The sequence below is a fragment of the Streptomyces sp. NPDC000151 genome (genome assembly GCF_040301705.1).
Lineage (GTDB): Bacteria > Actinomycetota > Actinomycetes > Streptomycetales > Streptomycetaceae > Streptomyces.
The window spans coordinates 24,778-43,229 of record NZ_JBEPFC010000050.1 but is presented as its reverse complement, the minus strand read 5'-3'; the positions used below and the strand labels follow the sequence as shown (position 1 = coordinate 43,229).

Sequence of the window (18,452 nt, the reverse complement as noted above, 5' to 3'; positions counted from 1 at the left end):
CGGCCGGCGGGAGCGGGGCGGACGCGGCGGCGGCGCCCGGGGCCTTGCCCGGGGCCTTGGGGATGTCCGAGGCGGCGCCGGGCTTACCGGCAGCCGGCTTCGGCGGCTTGACCGGCCGCTCGTCCGCCGACTTCAGCGCGACGAACTGACTGGTCCGCTCGGCGTCCCGCTCGGGGGCCGCCTTGCCGGACTTCTCGTCGTCCTTGGACTTCTCGGCGCCCTTGGCCTCCTCGGCGCCCTTGCTGTCCTTGCCGCCCTTGCCGCTCTTGCTGTCCTTGCTGTCCTTGCTGTCCTTGCTGCTCTCGGACGCCTTGCTGTCCTCGGCGTCCTTCTTGGCGCTCTCCCCGTCGCTCTTCTTGGCGCCGTCCTCCTTCTTGGCGCCGCCCTCGTCGCTCTTCTTCTCGTCCTTCGTGACGTCCTTCTGGGCGCTCTTCTGCGCGCCCTTCTCGGCGTCCTTCTCGTCCTCGCTGCCGCCGGGCTCGGCGTCCTTGGGCGTGGCGGCGGCTGCGGCCTTCTTCGCGGTCTCCGACCGCTTGGGGATGGCGGCAGCCGTGGCCTTCCGGGCCTCCGCGTCCTTCTCCGCGTCCTCCTTGGCGCCCTTCTCGGCGTCCTTGGTGGCGTCCTTGGCGGGAGCCTTCTCTTCACCCTTCGGCTTTACGGCAGCAAACACTCGGGTGGCGTCATCAGCGGGGGCCGACTTCGGGGTCACCGTGCCGAAGACGGCCGTCGGCTGGTCCGGCTGACCGGCGCCCTTCTTGGCCTTGCCGCCCGGCTTCCGTACGGGCAGCGCGGACTCCGCTTCGGCGTCGGCGTCGCCTTCGGCTTCGGTGTCGGCCTCGGCCGCGCCACCGGTCTCCGCGTCGGCCTCGCCCTCAGTCACGTCGCCCTCGACCTCGTCCTCGGCCACGTCGCCGCCCGCAGGGGCCTCCGAGGCGCCAGAAGGGGCCTCAGGGGCTTCCTCACCCGCCTCCACGCCCTGCGCGCCGTCCGTGGCGTCCTTGCCCGCCACCCAGGCGGCCACCGCCGCCTTGAGCCGGGCATCGCCGCCTTCGCCGTTCCCGGAACCGTCCTTCTCCCCGGCCGCCGCAACCGAATCCGGCTCCGCGGGCGTCTCCGTGGACGTTTCCGTGGATTCGTCCTCGGTGGCCTCCTCGGCTGCCTCCCCGGACGTCTCCGTATCCGTCGGTGCAGCACGGAAGACCGCGAGCCGCGGATCGCGTTCGCTCTCCGCCGTCTCCCCCGACGACTGCTTCTGCTCCGACCTGTCGGGGGACTCGCCCGCCACCGGTGTCTCCTTCATACGTCGCGCTGCTGATCTGCCCAGTGTTGCCAAGTGTCCTGTGTGCGAGAAGCGCGGCTGCGTCGCCGCGCGGTCCGGGGCTCGCGCCCCGCTCTCAGAGGCTGTCGCCCACGCGGTAGACGAGAACGACATACCTGCCGGTTCCCTGCCGAATCACCCACGCACTCTCGACAGATGAATGTGAGAGGGGTCACCCTGTCATTCATCCACGCGGGGAGGCATGGATGGGCAGGAGCCGCAGAACAATTCCGGAGGAGCTTCTGCTGCTCGCTTTGGACCCGGCCACGGGAACCACAGCGCAGCCGCAGTCGCTCGACCTCGGTCTTGCCGGGGCCCAGCTAGTGGAGCTGGCTCTGGCGGGACGGATAGCCCCTGACGGGGATCGTATCGCCGTGGTACTGCCACGGCCGACTGGAGATCCGACACTGGATTCGGCGCTCGAGTTGCTGCGACGGCGCGGCAGCCCGGTGCGCGCGGTCCACTGGATCGGCGGGCCCCGGCTGGGGCTGCGCCAGACCTACCTCACGCATCTGGAGCGGTGCGGCATGGTGCATGCCGTGGCGGGTCAGATGTGCGGGGTGCTGCCGACGACTCGCTACCAAGCGACGGACACGGCCATCAGCCGGGAAATCAGGACCCGGCTGGACAACGCGATCCGCACCGGCGTACCACCGGACCCGCGGACCGCGGCGCTCGCCGCACTGGCCCACGCGGTCGGCCTCGGCAAGCATCTCTACCCCGGGAACGAAGGGCGTTCATCGCGCTCCCGCCTCCGGGACCTCATCCGGCACGACCCCATGGGCGGGCTGGTCGCGCACGCCGTCATGGACGTGCAGAACGGCGCCGCGGTGCAGCCGAGGCGCGCAACGGCAGCGGGGCCGGGCCCCGGAGCCGGCCGACAGCCGGCCGCCCGGGCCACGGACGGGACGCCAGGCGTTCCGGCACAGCCACTGCGGGGCAGCATGGCCCGCGTCGGCGCCCGTTAGCCGGACGGACAGTACCCGGGCGGACAGCACCCCGGGACGGACAGGACCGGGACGGACAGGAACCGGACGCACTTCACAGGACGGGACAGCAGCAGGACGCCGCCGACCCCAGGGCGGCACCGGCAGGAGCAGCACTCGCGCGGCAGACAGCGCGCGACGGCTGCCTGACCGGACCCACCCCGTCCGCAGCAGCATCCCTCACGCACGACCGCAGTACCGACAACGTAGCGCCCGGTGACGAACCGGCTGCCGACAGGCAGTACCCGGCGGCCGAACAGCCGGCAACGCAGCACCCGGCGACACACCGCAGCACCGACCCCAGGTCCCGTCCGGGAGCCGCAGTAGGCGCGGGGTGGTGGATCTGCCGTTCTGGACGACGGCGGGCCCGCCACCCCGCGCCCCTTTTCCGGCCGCCCTCGGCCCGGGCCAGTTTCCCGGCCCTCGGCCGCCTGTCGGGCAGGTACCGGTACCGGTGCTCCGACGGCGCTCCGCGCCCCCAGCAGGCGCGCACGCCCGCGCGCCTGCTTCCGCTTACCGCCGGCGCCCGGCAGAGCCCGTACGCCCGCGTACAGGCCCGCACACCGCCTTCCAGGCCCCGGCCCGGGCGCGGGCGCACCGATCCCGGCACCGGGCGCGGGCGCCGGTTCCGCTTCCGTACGCGCTCCCGGTATCCGCCCGTACGTCGCAGCGGGCGCCGTCCGGCCCGCCGCATCCCGTAGGGCCTCTCGTACCCGTGCCCACCTTGTCCGGCCATTTCCCAGCGCGGCGCCGACCGGTGGTGGCAATCTGCTGAACAGGAAAAAACAGCAGTCCGGAGCCGGAGGTGCACGTCCCGTGGCGTCCAATGTGAATCCCACCGTCAGGCGACGCCGGTTGGGCCAGGAGCTGCGCAGGCTCCGGGAGCTCAAGGGCATGACCGCGGAGGAGGTCGCCGAGCGGCTGCTGGTCTCGCAATCGAAGATCAGCAGGCTCGAGAACGGCCGCCGCAGCATCAGCCAGCGCGACGTCCGCGATCTCTGCGGGGTGTACGAAGTCGAGGATCACCGCATCGTCGATTCGCTGATGCAGATGGCGAAGGACTCGCGCCAGCAGGGCTGGTGGCACGCCTTCGGCGACATCCCGTACAGCGTCTACATCGGCCTGGAGACCGAGGCCGCCTCGCTGCGGGTGTACGAATCGCTGCTCGTGCCGGGCCTGCTGCAGACGCCCGGGTACGCGGAGGCGGTGATCCCGGGGACCGTCCCGGAGCTGGCGCCGGACCAGCTGGAGAAGCGCATCCAGGTGCGTATGCGGCGGCAGGAGCGGGTCAGCGATCCGCACACCCCGCTGCGGCTGTGGGTCGTGCTGGACGAGAGCGCGCTGCGCCGCGTCGTCGGCAGCCACCTCATCATGCGCGAGCAGCTGGAACACCTCGTGGAGATCAGCAAGCTGCCGCACGTGACGGTCCAGGTGCTGCCGTACGACACGGGCGCGCACGCCGGGATGTCCGGCACGTTCTCGATCCTGGAGTTCGACGACGCGGCCGACTCCAGCGTGGTCTACATCGAGGGCGTCACGAGCGACCTGTACCTGGAGAAGACCAACGACGTGCACAAGTACACGATCATGTACGAGCATCTGCGGGCCCAGGCGCTCAACGCCGATCAGAGCCGGGAGTTCATCGCCGAGGCCGCCAAGCAGCACGCCGACAGCACGAGGTGAGACGCGGGCCGGGCGCCGGTCGAGCCGGCCGCCGGACTTGAGCTGCGGGGCTTCAGCTGGCGGGAAACGGCCCGTAAGGCGTCCGAATACCGAATTCCGGAAGGGAAGCGGGCACGGTACACCGGCGCCGGTTTCTTTGAAAAGGGATCAAGGAATATGCCATACGAATGAGTGACACCCCTCTGGCGTCGGTGATGTTGGCGCGTAGCGTCATGCATACCGAATCCGCGCCAAGTCGCGGCAACCCAGAGTGAGTCGGAGTAAACATGGCAACCCAGCCCAATTCCGCACTGTCCTGGACGAAGTCCTCGTACTCCGGTGGCAACGGCGCCTGCGTCGAGATCGCCGTGCCGACGACCGAAGCCATCGCGGTGCGCGACTCCAAGAACCCCGATGGCCCCCGTCTGACGTTCGACACCGCCGCCTGGAGCACGTTCGTGACGGAGGTCGGCGCCGGTACGTACGACGTGGCCTGAACGGCCCGTCGTCCAGCCCCTCAGAAGTCCGCGTTCTGCACCCACCAGAAAGCACCACCCGATTCCACAACTCCATATCCGCCGCTCCACAACTTCATTGCCTCACCACACCGCACCACCGCAACGAGCCCTCTCGACTGGATCGCCGTCCCGGCCGAGGGGGCTCGGCCTTCTGCCCATCCGGCGTCCCCCTCCCCCGACGCCGCCCTTCTGGAACAAGGCCGAGCGCGCGGAAGTGCCCACCATGCGGATAGCCGCGCGAGACGCACGTCCGGAGACATAAGCTCCATGCACCTTGCAGCTAACGTCGGTTAACGGCGTGAGCGCGAAATGAGCGATGGGAGCCAGCCGCCATGTCCGGAGCCGCGTCCGCCACTGTCACGACCGCCGTCCCCGCCCCCGTTCCCGGGCTCGCCGGGCGGGCGTCGCGGACCGGGGCCTCGCCCGTGCGGGAGATTCTGGCGCTGACCGCGCGGCCCGAGGTGATCTCGTTCGCCGGCGGGCTGCCCGCTCCGGAGCTGTTCGACGCGGACGGCATCGCCGACGCCTTCCGGCATGTACTGATGGACCGCCCGCGGCAGGTGCTGCAGTACTCGACCACCGAGGGCGACCCGGCGCTGCGCAGTATCGTCGCCGAGCGGGCCACCGCGCGCGGCCTGGCCACCGCCCCCGACGACCTGCTGATCACCACCGGCTCGCAGCAGGGCCTCACCCTGCTGTCGACCGCGCTGCTGGAGCCGGGCGACACGGTCGTGGTAGAGGCGCCCTGTTATCTCGCGGCGCTGCAGATCTTCTCGTTCGCGGGCGCCCGGGTGGTGCCCGTGCCGTGCGACGACGACGGGCTGGACCCCGAGGCGCTGGACGAGATCGTCGTGCGGGAGCGGCCGAAGCTGCTCTACACCGTGCCGACGTTCCAGAACCCGACCGGGCGCACGCTGCCCGCCGAGCGCCGGGCCGCGATCGGCGCGGTGGCGGCGCGCCGCGGGCTGTGGATCGTGGAGGACGACCCCTACGGCGAGCTGCGCTTCGAGGGCGAGCCGGTGCCGTGGGTGGCGACCTTCCCGGGCGCCGAGGACCGTACGGCGCTGCTCGGTTCGTTCTCCAAGATCATGGCGCCGGGGCTGCGGCTGGGCTGGCTGCGCGCGCCCGGCTCGCTGCGGCGCGCCTGCGTGATCGCCAAGCAGGCCGCCGACCTGCACACCTCGACCGTCGACCAGGCGGCCACGGCGCACTACCTGGCGCACGCCGACCTGGGCGCGCACCTGGACCGGGTGCGGGTCGCGTACCGCGAGCGGCGCGACGCGCTGCTCGCGGGGCTGGGCGACGCGCTCCCGGAGGGCTCGCGCTGGAACCGGCCCACGGGCGGCATGTTCGTGTGGGCGCAGCTGCCGGCCGGGTACGACGCGACGGAGCTGCTGCCGTCGGTGGTCGAGCACGACGTCGCGTACGTCCCGGGGGCGCCGTTCTTCGCGGGCCGGGCCGACGCGGCGACCATGCGGCTGTCCTTCGTGACGCACTCCCCGGAGGAGATCCGGGAAGGTCTGCGGCGGCTGGCCGCGGCCCTCCGCTGACGCCCTTCCGTATACGCCCCGTCGCACGAACTGTCATGTGACTCCGTATACGCCCTCCTCTCTGCACCGCACGGGATCCCGCTCCCGTGTGGTGCTTTTTTCTGTGCGGAGCCTGGCGAAGTGTCCGCTCATGGTGCGGGCGCCGTCGCGGGCACGACAACGAGGCGTGAGGTCAAGAGACAGTAAAATCGTTCGGTTAGGTGACTAGCGTTCACATCTGTGACCTACGAACCCTCTTGACCAGCCTCCGTACGAACGATTCAATCCCCGAAGTCCCCACTCCCGCACGGGGACACCGCCTGGGCGAAGTGCTGTTGCGTTCTTGCACGTTCACAAGGCGGACCCCTTGGAGGGGGCATGAACGGTCTCGACTGGACTGTGCTCATCGGATACTTCGGCGTCATGGTCGCCATCGGCGTGTGGTCGCACAAACGCGTCGACAACGTGAGCGACTTCTTCACCGCGGGCGGCCGGATGCCCTGGTGGCTGTCCGGCATCTCGCACCACATGTCCGGGTACAGCGCCGTGATGTTCACCGGGTACGCGGGCATCTCCTACCAGTACGGCATCACTTCGTACGTCACCTGGTCCTTCCCCATCGCGATCGGCATCGCGATCGGCGCCCGGCTGTTCGCGGGCCGGCTGAACCGGCTGCGCTCCCGGCTGCACGTCGCTTCGCCGCTCGAATACCTGAAGACCCGCTACAACCTGCCCACGCAGCAGGCGCTCGCCTGGTCCGGCGTACTGCTGAAGATCGTGGACGTGGGCGCCAAGTGGGCCGCGATCGCGACCCTGTTGTCCGTCTTCACCGGCGTGTCGCTCAACCAGGGCATCCTGATCACGGGCGTGGTCACGGCCGTGTACTGCACGGTCGGCGGGCTGTGGGCGGACGCCCTCACCGAGCTGGGGCAGTTCGTGATCCAGCTGCTGGCGGGCCTGGCGATGCTGGTGACCGTGCTGTCCGAACTGGGCGGGGTCAGCTCCCTGTGGACGGTGTGGGACCGGCTGCCGGCCACGCACACCCAGCCGACGGTCGGCCCGTACACGCTGACGTTCCTGCTGGCGTACCTGTTCATCAAGACCTTCGAGTACAGCGGCGGGATGTGGAACCAGGCGCAGCGCTACATGGCCACCAGCAGCGCCCGTGAGGCGCAGCGGTCGGCGCGACTGTCGGCCGTGCTGTGGTTCGTCTGGCCGGCGGTGCTGTTCTTCCCCATGTGGGTCGCGCCGCTGCTCGTGAAGGCGGAGAAGCCGGACGCGTCGGACTCGTACGCGCTGCTCACCGAACGCCTGCTGCCGCACGGGCTGCTGGGGCTGGTCATCGTGGGGTTCTTCTCGCACACGATGGCGATGTGCTCCTCGGACGCCAACGCCATTTCGGCGGTGTTCACACGGGACATCGCGCCGGCCGTCTCGGCGAAGGCACGCGGCTGGTCGCACCGGGCGGGCCTGGTGGCCGCGCGGCTGTCCACGCTGGCCTTCCTCGGCCTGTCGATGGCGATCGCGACGCAGGTCGACTCGCCGGCCTTCGCCGGCATCATCTCCGTGGTGATCAAGTGGGTGGCCGGGCTGGTCGGGCCGATCTCGATCCCGTTCCTGCTGGGCATGCTGCCGGTCTTCCGCCGGTCCGGGCCGGTCGCGGCGCTGGTGTCCTGGGCGGCGGGCCTGTTCGCCTTCTGGCTGACGAACTACGGGGTCACCGGCCTCTCGCTGCAGATCCAGATCGTCTCGCCGGTCGCCGTCTCGCTCGTCCTGTTCATGCTGATCGGGCTGGTGAAACCGGAGGACACGCCGGAGCGGGACGCGGTACTGGCCCGGATCAACTCCGACGGGGACGACGAAGGTCCCGGTGCGGCGGCGCTGACCGTCCCCGGGCAGTCCGCTCCGCAGGACCAGAAGAAGCCCGTGTAACCGCCGCACCCGGGAGGGGCCGCTGTGCCCGTAAGGGCAGCGCTACGACTCAGGCCCTCGGGTACCGCGCCAGCCACCCCGGTGCCGAGTTGCCGGGGCCGTGGAGCGCGGGCCCCTGGGTCATCTCCATGGCGAAGTCGTCGGCGAGCTGGAGGGTGGTGGCGCGTCCCTCCAGCTCGACCAGCCAGACCGGCGGCAGCGCCGTCTCGCCGTGCAGCGTGCCGAGGAGGTTGCCGCACATCGCGCCGGTGAGGTCGGAGGCACCGCCGTGGTTGATCGCGAGCAGCAGCCCGTGCCGGATGTCCTCGGCGACCAGCGCGCAGTACACGGCGATGGCCAGCGCGCTGCCGGCGTGTCCGGCCTCGCCCAGCGACTCGACCCGGGCGGGGGTCGGCATGCCCTGCCGTACGGCGCCCAGCGCCCGCTTGAGCGCGTCGGTGGTCTCGTCGTGGCCGGGACGGGTGGCCAGGTGCGCCAGCGCCTTCTGGACGGCGCTGTCGAGGTCCTCGCCGCGGGCGAGGGAGTGGGTGATGACGGCGAGCGCGCCGGCCGCGAGGTAGCCGGTGGGGTGGCCGTGGGTCTGCGCCGCGCATTCCACGGCGAGCTGGAAGACGAGCTGCGGCTCCCAGCCGACCAGCAGCCCGAAGGGGGCCGAGCGCATCACCGCGCCGCCCCCGTTCGCCTGCGGGTTGCGAGGCGCGTCCAGGGTGCCCATGACGCCGTCGCCGAGGCCGGCGAGGCACTCGCGGGCCGGGTCGCGGCGGGCGTACAGCCACTCCTCGCGGGCCAGCCAGCCGTCGTCGGTACGGCGCTCGTCGGGGCCCCAGTCGTGCTGCGTGACGGCCCAGCGCCGGTACGCGCGGTACAGGTCGGTGGGCGGGTGCCAGGCGCCGGTGTCGCGGCGCACCTGGGCCCGTATGAGGCCGTCGACGGTGAAGAGGGTGAGCTGGGTGGCGTCCGTGATGGCACCGCGCCGGCCGAAGACGACGGCGTAGTCCGTGAGCCCTTCGGTGCCGTGTGCCTGGCGGAGGTCGTCGAGCGAGGCGTGCGCGGCGCCCGCGCCGAGCGCGTCGCCGATCGCCCCGCCCAGCAGGCAGCCGCGCACCCGGCTGCGGAAGTCCTGCTGCTCGGCGCGGCCCCAGATGGCGTTCCCGCCGCCCGCTGCGCTCACTGTGTCCCTCCTGGCACTGTGCCCTCCTGGACCCGTGCTGCCGCTCCCGACGCCCTTCTGACGCTCGCTGACGCAGGGCACTGTAATCGACAGGGTTTCGGCCACTAGTGGGCAGGAAGGGAATGCGAAGAGGCGACCATGAGGCGGCTTTTGATCGTTACCGGAACTTTCCGGTCACCTGCGCAATATCGGCGCAGGAGTCATCCTCCGCCCCTGGTGTGGGCATGCTCCGACCATGTCCGAGTACGAGTGGGACCGCACGACCATGGCCGTCGTCGCGTGCGCGCTGGCGGGGGACAGCGAGGGGGCGGTGGAGCTGCTGCGCCCGCTCCCCCAGCGCGACACCTGCCACATCGCCGTACGGCTCGCGGCGATGGCCGCCGACGCGCTCATCACCGCGGCGGAGGACGCCGGGGGCGACCGGGCCGAGGCCCTCGCACGCTGGCAGCAGTGCATCCTCCAGCACGAAACGGAGCACAGCGGGGAGGGATGAGAACGGGCCGTCGGGGGCCTCCGGAGACGCTCCGGAGGCCCCGTACCGGCTCCGGGCTAGTCCAGTACCGGCAGCAGCTCCGGCAGGTGTCCGTCGGAGCGGCGGGCCGCGTCCTGGCGCTCCTGGGGCACCGCGCCGTACGTGGTGGTGCGCGCCCGGGCCGGCCGCCCGGCCTCCTCGGCGATGGCGACCAGGTCGCGCACCGACCGGTACGAGCCGTAGCTCGACCCCGCCATCCGGGAGATCGTCTCCTCCATGAGCGTGCCGCCCAGGTCGTTGGCGCCCGAGCGCAGCATCTCGGCCGCGCCCTCGGTGCCGAGCTTGACCCAGCTGGTCTGGATGTTCGGGATGTACGGGTGCAGCAGCAGCCGCGCCATCGCGGTCACCGCACGGTTGTCGCGTGAGGTCGGCCCCGGTCGGGCGATGCCGGCGAGATAAACCGGCGCGTTGGTGTGGATGAACGGCAGCGTCACGAACTCCGTGAACCCCTCGACGTTCTTCTCCAGCGCCGACCGCTGGATCTCGGCCAGCAGCCGCAGGTGGCCCAGCCAGTGCCGGGGCTGGTCCACGTGCCCGTACATCATCGTCGAGGACGAGCGGATGCCCAGCTCGTGGGCGGTCTTGACGACCTCCACCCAGGTGGCGGTGGGCAGCTTCCCCTTTGTCAGCACCCAGCGCACCTCGTCGTCGAGGATCTCGGCGGCCGTACCGGGAATGGTGTCCAGGCCCGCCTCCTTGGCGGCCGTCAGCCACTCGCGGATCGACATCCCCGTACGCGTCGCGCCGTTGACGACCTCCATGGGCGAGTACGCGTGCACGTGCATCCCCGGGACGCGCTCCTTCACCGCCCGCGCGATGTCGAAGTACGCGGTGCCGGGCAGGTCGGGGTGGATGCCGCCCTGCATGCACACCTCGGTGGCGCCCACCTCCCACGCCTGCTGCGCGCGGTCGGCCACCTGGTCCAGCGAGAGGGTGTACGCGTCGGCGTCCGTACGGCGCTGCGCGAAGGCGCAGAACCGGCAGCCGGTGTAGCAGACGTTGGTGAAGTTGATGTTGCGGGTGACGATGTACGTGACGTCGTCGCCGACCGTCGCCTTCCGGAGGTCGTCGGCGATGCCGCAGAGCGCGTCCAGGGCGGGCCCGTCGGCGTGCAGCAGGGCCAGCGCCTCGTCGTCCGTGAGCTTCGTCGGATCGTCGGCCGCCTGCCGCAGAGCGGCCCGTACGTCGGTGTCGATGCGCTGGGGCACCATCCCGGGGGCCGCCGCCTCGCGCAGCGCCTCCCAGTCGCCGTACACCTCGTCGAAGTCGTTCCTGCGGTCGCCGGTGCGGCCCTCGGTGTCGATCGTGCGGTGCAGGTCCGTCCGGCCCGAGCCGTGCAGCGAGAACTCCTCGTCCGGCTCCTGCCAGGGGTGCCCCTCGACCACCGCGTCCTCGCGCGCGAGGCCCGTCTCCGGGTCGGCGAGCGCCCGGACGTGCGGCAGCAGCCGCGGGTCCAGCCAGGGCTCGCCGCGCACCACGAACTCCGGGTAGACCGCGAGGCGTTCCTTCAGCTGGAAGCCGCACTCGGCGGACCGCTCGGCCAGCTCCTCGATCTGAGGCCAGGGGCGCTCGGGGTTGACGTGGTCCGGGGTGAGCGGCGAGACGCCGCCCCAGTCGTCGATGCCGGCCCCGATGAGCCGCCCGTACTCCGCGTCCACCAGGTTGGGCGGCGCCTGGAGGCAGGCGGACGGGCCCAGGATGTGCCGCGCGACGGCGACCGTGGCGACCAGGTCGTCCAGCTCCGCGTCCGGCATGCCGCGCATCGCGGTGTCCGGCTTGGCGCGGAAGTTCTGGATGATCAGCTCCTGGATGCCGTGGTACGCCCGGGAGACACGGCGCAGCGCGAACAGCGACTCCGCGCGCTCCTCGTAGTTCTCACCGATCCCGATGAGCAGCCCACTGGTGAACGGTACAGAGCTGCGCCCGGCGTCCTCCAGGACGCGCAGCCGTACGGCGGGCTCCTTGTCGGGCGACCCGTAGTGCGGACCGCCCGGCTCGCTCCACAGGCGCTCGGCGGTGGTCTCCAGCATCATGCCCATCGAGGGCGCGACCGGCTTGAGCCGCTGGAAGTCCGTCCAGGACATGACGCCCGGGTTCAGGTGCGGCAGCAGCCCGGTCTCCTCCAGGATGCGGATCGCCATCGCACGTACGTAGGCGAGCGTGTCGTCGTACCCCTCGGCCTCCAGCCACTCGCGCGCCTCGGGCCAGCGGTCCTCGGGCTTGTCCCCGAGGGTGATCAGGGCCTCCTTGCAGCCCAGTTCGGCGCCGCGGCGGGCGATGTCCAGGACCTCGTCCGGGGACATGAACATCCCGTGCCCCTCGCGGCGCAGCTTGCCGGGCACGGTGACGAAGGTGCAGTAGTGGCACTTGTCGCGGCACAGACGGGTGAGCGGGATGAAGACGCTCTTGGAGTACGTGATGACGCCGGGGCGGCCCGCGGCGTCGAGCCCCGCGTCCCGTACCCGGGCGGCGGAGGCACACAGATCGTCCAGGTCCTCGCCGCGCGCCTGGAGGAGGACGGCCGCCTCGGCCGCGTCCAGCGCCACGCCGTCCCGCGCGCGCCTCAGCGCCCGGCGCATGGCGTTCGCGGTCGGCGCGGGGCGCCGGTTTCCTTGCGGAGGCTGCTCGGGTCCCTGGGGCGGTTGCTCGGATCCCTGCGGGCTGGAAGTCATCCTCCGAGGATACGAGCGGGTGCCAGGGCGGCCGACGGGCCGCGGAGACCGTTTTGTGTGCGGATGATCACGCCATACGGAGGTTCCCTCCGACTACCGTCCGGGCAGACATCGGGCCACCCCTGCGTCGCCCACGCCTCACAGGTACTCCGCTCACAGGTACTCCGCGTACGCGTCGAGCGCCCGCAGTACCTCGCCCTCCCCCGCCGCCGGCAGTTGGACCACCACCTCGTCGATGCCCAGCTCCTGAAAGTGCGCCAGTTTCCCGGCCGAGGGCCGCACGCCGTACGGGACGACGACCGGCTCGCCCTCGCGCCCGGCCTCGGCCCACACCCGGCGCAGCTCCGGCAGTGCCTCCGTCAGCCCCCGCCCGCCGATCGGCAGCCACCCGTCCGCGTACTCCGCAGCGTGCGCGAACAGCGTGGGCCCGGCTCCGCCGCCCACCAAGATGCGCGGCGCGCCCTTCACCGGCTTGGGGTACGCCTGGCTCGCCCGCACGGATCCGAAGCGCCCCTCGTACGCGGTCGGTTCGTCCGCCCACAGCGCGCGCATCAGCGCGATGCGGTCCCGGGCGAGCGCCCGCCGCGACGACCACTCCACCCCGTGGTCGGCGGCCTCCTCCACGTTCCAGCCGAAGCCGACGCCCAGCGTGAACCGGCCGCCGGAGAGGAAGTCCAGCGTGGCGACCTGCTTCGCGAGGCCGATCGGGTCGTGCTGGGCGACCAGCGTGATGCCCGTGCCGAGCGCCAGCCGTTCGGTGACGGCGGCGGCCTGGCCGAGCGCGACGAACGGGTCGAGGGTGCGGCCGTACTCGCGCGGCAGCGGCTCGCCCATCGGCGCCGGGGTGTCGCGGGAGGCCGGGATGTGGGTGTGCTCGGGCAGGTACAGGCCGGCGAACCCGCGCTGTTCCAGCTCGCGGGCCAGCCGCACCGGCCGGATCGTCTCGTCGGTGAGGAAGATCGTGGTCGCGATCCGCATGGCGGCGTCCCTCCGCGTCGGCTGTCCCGTTCAAGGGCGTGTGGGCGCATGTTGCCGCACCGTCGCCGAGTTATCCACAGGCCTTTCGCGTCGTGTCACACACGCGTACAACAGTTTTCACATGACGCGAAAAACGTCCGGAGACACTGGCGGAGGAGGGGCGATGGACCGGCGTGACATCTTGAGACTCGGCGCCGTCGCGGGCGCGGCGGGAGCCCTTACGCTCGGCCCCGTGAGCTTCGCGGGCGCCGAGGGGCGCACGGACGGGCCGGGCGGGTCGGGCGGACCGGCGGACGAGAGCCGGACCGTCTCCGGCCATCTCCCGACCGGCGCCCCCGACTTCGTGTACGTCCCCGTGGAAGTCCCGCCCGGCGTCCGCGAGATCGCCGTTTCGTACACGTACGACAAGCCGCCCGTGCCCGAGGGGACCAACGGCAACGCCTGCGACATCGGCATCTTCGACCAGCGCGGCACGGAGCTGGGCGGCGCCGGCTTCCGCGGCTGGTCGGGCGGCGCACGTTCGGAGTTCTTCCTCCGCGCCGACGCCGCGACGCCCGGCTATCTCCCCGGCCCGGTCCGGCCCGGCACCTGGCACATCGCCCTCGGCCCGTACACGGTCGCTCCCCAGGGCCTGCGGTACGAGATCACGGTCACCTTGCGGTACGGCGCGTCCGGAGAGACCCCGAAGCCGGTGTACCCACCGCAGCGCGCCAAGGGCCGCGGACGGGCCTGGTACAGAGGCGACAACCACCTCCACAGCATCCACTCCGACGGCAGGCGCACTCCTGCCGAGATCGCCTCGCTCGCCCGCGCGGCGGGACTGGACTTCCTCACCACGACCGAGCACAACACCACCTCCTCGCACGGCGCGTGGGAGGGCCTGTGGGGCGACGACCTGCTCATCCTCACCGGCGAGGAGATCACCACGCGCAACGGCCACGTCGTCGCGATGGGCACCGACCCGGGCGTCTTCCTCGACTGGCGGTACCGCGCCCGGGACAACGCCTTCGGGAAGTACGCCCGCGCGGCGCGCCGGGCCGGCGGCCTGGTCATCCCGGCCCACCCGCACGCCACATGCATCGGCTGCAACTGGAAGTTCGGGCTGAACGAGGCCGACGCGGTGGAGGTGTGGAACGGCCCGTACACCCCCGATGACGAGGTCACCCTCGCCGAGTGGGACAACACCCTGGTCGCGCACGCCCAGGGCCGCGGCGCCTGGCTCCCGGCCGTCGGCCACAGCGACGCCCACCGCGACCCGGACGTCGTGGGCCTGCCGCAGACGGTCGTCCTCGCCGAGGACCTCTCCCGCCAGGCGATCCTGTCGGGCATACGCGCGGGCCGCGTCTGGATCGCCGAGTCGGCGCGGGTCGGCCTCACCTTCTCCGTCACCGGCGAAAGCGGCGCGCACGCCGGCATAGGTGAACGCCTCCGCGTGGGCCGCACATCCCCGGTGACCGCCCGCCTGGAGGTCACCGGCGCCCCCGGCTGCACGGTCTCCTTCGTCACGGACCAGGGCACACGCCGCACGGCCCCCCTGCCGCCCTCCGGCTCCGGCACGCTCACCTGGCGCACCACCCCGGACAACGCCGCCTACATCCGCGCAGAGGTCCGCCACCCAGCCACCACACAGGCCTGGCCGGGCCCGATGGCGGCGATGACGAATCCGGTGTTCTTGGGGGGGGATTGAGGGGCGATTGAGGGGTGACTGAAAGGCGACTGGGGAGCGGCTGAGGGACGGCTGAGAGACGTTCGACAGGCGGAGGGTGGAGGGGCGGGGGGGGGGAGGGGGAGGGCCCCCGGGGAGGAGCAAGGGGGAAGGGGAAGGGGAAGGGGAAGGGGAAGGGGAAAGGGCTCCCCGGGGTCAGTCTTCGACTATGAGGGCCGGGGTGCTTCGCGTGAGGATCTCGCCGCGGAAGAATGCCGGGCTGCGGCGTTGCATGACCAGCATGAGGATCAGGCCGAGGACGAGGAGGCCGACGCCGATGACGAAGACCGAGCCGATGCCGAAGACGGAGCTGCCGGTGCCGTAGGCCGGGTTCCAGATGTCGACGAGCGTCTTCACGAAGACGCCGGTCAGCAGCAGGCCGCCGAGCGCCGGGAAGATGCCCTTGAAGATCAGGTCGCGGGCGGAGTTGCGCAGGTCGGCGCGGAAGTACCAGGCGCAGGCGAAGGCCGTGATCGCGTAGTAGAAGCAGATCATGAGGCCGAGCGCGTAGATCGTGTCGACGAGGACGTTCTCGCTGAGGAAGGTCATCACGGCGTAGAAGACGCCGGTGGCGACGCCCGCCGCGATGGTGGCCCGGCCCGGGGACTGGAAGCGCGGGTGGATGCGGGCGAAGGAGGCAGGCAGCGCCTCGTACGTGGACATCGCCAGGACCGTGCGGGCGACCGGGATGAACGTGGTCTGCAGCGAGGCGGCGGCCGAGGCGAGTACGGCGACGAAGAGCAGCACGCCGAGGGCCGAGCCCATGACGGGTCCGGCGAGGGTCGCGAAGACGTTGTCGGAGGTGGCGGGGTTGCCCAGGCCCAGGCCCTTGGTGCCGACGCCGGAGAACATCTGCGCGGCCACCGCGGTGGTCAGGTAGGAGCCGATGAGCACGACCATGGCCAGCATCGCGGCGCGGCCCGGGGTCTTCTCGCTGCCGGAGGTCTCCTCGTTCACGGTGAGGCAGGTGTCCCAGCCCCAGAACATGAAGATCGAGAGGGAGAGCCCCGCGGTGAAGGATCCGAAGGACTTGACCTCGAAGGGGTTCATCCAGGACCAGTGGAAGTCGATGGAGCCGGCGAAGTCGCCGGCCTTGGCCTTCACGATCGCCATCGCGACGAAGACGACCAGCACGGCGAGTTGCAGACCCACCAGCGCGTACTGCAGGCCCTTGGTGGTGGTCACGCCGCGGTAGCTGATCGCGGTGGCGATGGCGACGAAGGCCAGACAGGTCAGGACGTGGACGGGTTTGTTGCCGTCCAGCGCGGCGATGGAGTCGCTGCCCGTGAGCTGTCCGAGGAGGAGGTAGAAGAAGGAGGTGGCGACGCCGGCGAGGTTCGAGAGCACGATGATCGTCGCGATCACCAGTCCCCAGCCGCACATCCAGCCGACGCGGGGCCCGAACGCCTTCACCGTCCAGGTGAAGGAGGTACCGCAGTCCGGTACGGCCTTGTTCAGCTCGCGGTACGCGAAGGCGACCAGCAGCATCGGCAGGAAGCCCGCGAGGAAGACGGCGGGCATCTGGAGGCCGACCTCGCCCACGGTGGGGCCGAGGGTCGAGGTCAGGCAGTAGACGGGGCCGACGGTGGACACACCGATGACGGCGCTGCCGAGCAGGCCGACGGAATTACCGCTGAGGCCCTTGCTGCGGGTTTCGCCCGATGCGTCGCCATTGACGCTCGTCACCGTGTCTCCGGCCGGGGGCCGGGGGTCTACCTGAACCATGAACAGGACGTTAAGCCCTGCTGTATTCGTATCCGGATGATCGGACTCCGCGGCTTGAACCTTGCTTATGGAGGGAGATTGATCTTCCTCCCTCTCATTCGATGGGACTTGGAGCTCAGTACCACGGAACAGCAAGGTCCAATTGTTGAATTCCGCATTACGAGAACCGCAGCCATGTCCGTTTTGTTGAGGTTCAAAATTTTCCCTTGGGTGTCCGCTATTCGGACTCGGCGAGTCGGCTTACGGGTCATCCCGGCCAGACGAGCGACTGGAGTTCGCCGTACGCGCGCAGGGCGTAGGAGCCGACGTCGCGGCCCACGCCACTCTGTTTGAAGCCGCCGAAGGGGGCCTCCATATTGCGGCCGACGGTGTTGATGCCGACGCCGCCCGCGCGCAGCCGGCGCGCGACCCGGAAGGCGCGGGCCACGTCGCCGGACCAGACGTAGTCGATCAGTCCGTACTCGCTGTCGTCGGCGAGCGCGATGCCTTCCTCCTCGTCGTCGAAGGGGAGGACGGAGACGACCGGGCCGAAGATCTCCTCCCGGACGACGCGCATGTCGGGGGTGCAGTCGGCGAAGAGGGTGGGGGCGACGTACCAGCCGCGGTCGAGAGCCGGCCGCTCGCCGCCCGTGACCAGCCGGGCGCCTTCCTTGCGGCCGAGCGCGACGTACGCCTCGACGCGGTCCCGGTGGGCCGCCGAGATGACCGGCCCGACGACCGTGTCCTTCGCGCGCGGGTCGCCGACCTTCAGGGCCCCGGCGTACCGCGCGAGCCCGTCGACCAGTCGCTCGTACACGCCACGCTGGGCGAGCACCCGGGTGGGCGCGGTGCAGATCTGGCCGCTGTAGAAGGAGAAGGTGGTGCCGATGCCGGCGACGGCCGCCGCCAGGTCGGCGTCGTCGAAGACCAGCGCGGCGCCCTTGCCGCCCAGCTCCATGAGCCGGCGTTTCATGCCGCGGCCGCACGCCTCCGCGATGGCCCGGCCGACCGCCGTACTGCCGGTGAAGCTGACCATGTCGACGTCCGGCGCCTCGACCGCGGCCTCGCCCGCCTCGGGGCGCGAGCCGGTCACCACGTTCACCACGCCCGGCGGCGCTCCGGCCTCCGCGAGCGCCTCCGCCATCCGGAAGACCGACAGCGGGTCCTGCGGCGCGGGCTTGACGACGACGGTGTTGCCCATGGCGAGGGCGGGGGCGATCTTGCCCGCCGGGTTGGCCCAGGGGTTGTTGTACGAGGTGATGCAGGTGACGACGCCGACCGGCCGGCGGACGGCGAGCGCGCCGAGCACCCCGGCCTTCCCCATCGGCCCGGCCTCGTTGATCTGCGGCGGCAGGGCCTCCTCGACCGGCTCCAGGGCGCCGCGCGCGTACCGCTCGAAGCGCGCGGCGCCCACCGCGACCTGCATGCCGCGTGCGGTGGCGGTGGTGGCGCCGGACTCGGCGCGGGCGAGTTCGGCGTACGGCCCGGCGTGCGCCCGGATGATCTCGGCGGTGCGGGCCAGGACGCGGGCGCGCTCTTCGGGGGCGGTGCGCGACCAGGCGTCGAACGCCTCGCGGGCCGCCGCGGCCGCCGCGTACACCTGTTCCCGGCTCGCCTCGGGGGCGAGCCCCACGACCTCCTCGGTGGCCGGGTCGATCACCTCGTAGTGACCGAGCTCGGGCGCCACCCACCGGCCCCCGATGAACAGCCGCTCGTCACGCGTCACAGGATGCTCACCGCTGAAC

12 protein-coding genes and 1 pseudogene are annotated in these 18,452 nt (G+C 71.4%); 7 read left to right on the top strand and 6 right to left on the bottom strand.

Translation table 11 applies throughout. The features are described from left to right. Positions 1–1,285 (bottom strand): annotated as a pseudogene (locus ABT381_RS16645) (hypothetical protein); the annotation flags it as partial. A 239-nt stretch (positions 1,286–1,524) separates the two neighbouring features. Between ABT381_RS16645 and ABT381_RS16640 the strand changes: the two are divergent. The 5 genes from ABT381_RS16640 to ABT381_RS16620 all read left to right on the top strand — a co-directional run bounded on the left by ABT381_RS16640 (position 1,525) and on the right by ABT381_RS16620 (position 7,945). Beyond that, on the top strand, positions 1,525–2,286 hold the full coding sequence (locus ABT381_RS16640) for a GOLPH3/VPS74 family protein (protein ID WP_351594014.1): 762 nt from the start codon (positions 1,525–1,527) through the stop codon (positions 2,284–2,286). 834 nt (positions 2,287–3,120) lie between these two features. Further along, on the top strand, positions 3,121–3,987 hold the full coding sequence (locus ABT381_RS16635) for a helix-turn-helix domain-containing protein (protein WP_030261813.1): 867 nt from the start codon (positions 3,121–3,123) through the stop codon (positions 3,985–3,987). Between the two features lie 266 nt (positions 3,988–4,253). Next, positions 4,254–4,463 (top strand): DUF397 domain-containing protein, encoded by a 210-nt coding sequence (locus ABT381_RS16630; protein WP_351594011.1) that lies wholly within the window; start codon positions 4,254–4,256, stop codon positions 4,461–4,463. 353 nt (positions 4,464–4,816) lie between these two features. Then, positions 4,817–6,034 carry an aminotransferase-like domain-containing protein gene (locus ABT381_RS16625; RefSeq protein WP_351594009.1) on the top strand — a complete coding sequence of 406 codons (1,218 nt, stop codon included), beginning with the start codon at positions 4,817–4,819 and terminating at the stop codon, positions 6,032–6,034. Between the two features lie 357 nt (positions 6,035–6,391). After that, positions 6,392–7,945, top strand: coding sequence for a sodium:solute symporter family protein (locus tag ABT381_RS16620; protein ID WP_351594007.1), 1,554 nt, complete (start codon positions 6,392–6,394; stop codon positions 7,943–7,945). 49 nt (positions 7,946–7,994) lie between these two features. On the opposite strand, the gene ABT381_RS16615 is transcribed toward ABT381_RS16620, so the two are convergent. After that, positions 7,995–9,116 carry an ADP-ribosylglycohydrolase family protein gene (locus ABT381_RS16615; RefSeq protein WP_351594004.1) on the bottom strand — a complete coding sequence of 374 codons (1,122 nt, stop codon included), beginning with the start codon at positions 9,114–9,116 and terminating at the stop codon, positions 7,995–7,997. Positions 9,117–9,351: 235 nt separating this feature from the next. Here ABT381_RS16615 and ABT381_RS16610 point away from each other — a divergent pair, with 235 nt between their 5' ends. After that, complete coding sequence (locus tag ABT381_RS16610; RefSeq protein WP_030261803.1) at positions 9,352–9,609, top strand: hypothetical protein; 258 nt, start codon at positions 9,352–9,354, stop codon at positions 9,607–9,609. A gap of 56 nt (positions 9,610–9,665) precedes the next feature. Here ABT381_RS16610 and ABT381_RS16605 read toward each other — a convergent pair whose 3' ends face one another. Further along, positions 9,666–12,320, bottom strand: coding sequence for a bifunctional FO biosynthesis protein CofGH (locus ABT381_RS16605; protein ID WP_351594000.1), 2,655 nt, complete (start codon positions 12,318–12,320; stop codon positions 9,666–9,668). Between the two features lie 153 nt (positions 12,321–12,473). Continuing rightward, entirely contained in the window at positions 12,474–13,298 is an 825-nt protein-coding gene (locus ABT381_RS16600) for an LLM class F420-dependent oxidoreductase (protein ID WP_351593997.1), read from the bottom strand. Between the two features lie 163 nt (positions 13,299–13,461). On the opposite strand from ABT381_RS16600, the gene ABT381_RS16595 reads away from it, so the two are divergent. Next, entirely contained in the window at positions 13,462–14,985 is a 1,524-nt protein-coding gene (locus tag ABT381_RS16595; protein ID WP_351593994.1) for a CehA/McbA family metallohydrolase, read from the top strand. Between the two features lie 174 nt (positions 14,986–15,159). Here the strand turns inward: ABT381_RS16595 and ABT381_RS16590 are convergent, their stop codons facing one another. Next, positions 15,160–16,728 carry an APC family permease gene (locus tag ABT381_RS16590; RefSeq protein ID WP_351593991.1) on the bottom strand — a complete coding sequence of 523 codons (1,569 nt, stop codon included), beginning with the start codon at positions 16,726–16,728 and terminating at the stop codon, positions 15,160–15,162. Between the two features lie 247 nt (positions 16,729–16,975). Beyond that, positions 16,976–18,433 (bottom strand): aldehyde dehydrogenase family protein, encoded by a 1,458-nt coding sequence (locus tag ABT381_RS16585; protein WP_351593988.1) that lies wholly within the window; start codon positions 18,431–18,433, stop codon positions 16,976–16,978. Positions 18,434–18,452: the final 19 nt, after the last annotated feature.

Excerpts from the sequence above, each read along its gene's own strand:
- ABT381_RS16640 (WP_351594014.1), top strand. The coding sequence starts at position 1,525 with ATGGGCAGGAGCCGCAGAACAATTCCGGAGGAGCTTCTGCTGCTCGCT.
- ABT381_RS16630 (WP_351594011.1), top strand. The coding sequence starts at position 4,254 with ATGGCAACCCAGCCCAATTCCGCACTGTCCTGGACGAAGTCCTCGTAC.
- ABT381_RS16625 (WP_351594009.1), top strand. The coding sequence starts at position 4,817 with ATGTCCGGAGCCGCGTCCGCCACTGTCACGACCGCCGTCCCCGCCCCC.
- ABT381_RS16620 (WP_351594007.1), top strand. The coding sequence starts at position 6,392 with ATGAACGGTCTCGACTGGACTGTGCTCATCGGATACTTCGGCGTCATG.
- ABT381_RS16610 (WP_030261803.1), top strand. The coding sequence starts at position 9,352 with ATGTCCGAGTACGAGTGGGACCGCACGACCATGGCCGTCGTCGCGTGC.
- ABT381_RS16605 (WP_351594000.1), bottom strand. The coding sequence starts at position 12,320 with ATGACTTCCAGCCCGCAGGGATCCGAGCAACCGCCCCAGGGACCCGAG.
- ABT381_RS16600 (WP_351593997.1), bottom strand. The coding sequence starts at position 13,298 with ATGCGGATCGCGACCACGATCTTCCTCACCGACGAGACGATCCGGCCG.
- ABT381_RS16595 (WP_351593994.1), top strand. The coding sequence starts at position 13,462 with ATGGACCGGCGTGACATCTTGAGACTCGGCGCCGTCGCGGGCGCGGCG.
- ABT381_RS16590 (WP_351593991.1), bottom strand. The coding sequence starts at position 16,728 with ATGGTTCAGGTAGACCCCCGGCCCCCGGCCGGAGACACGGTGACGAGC.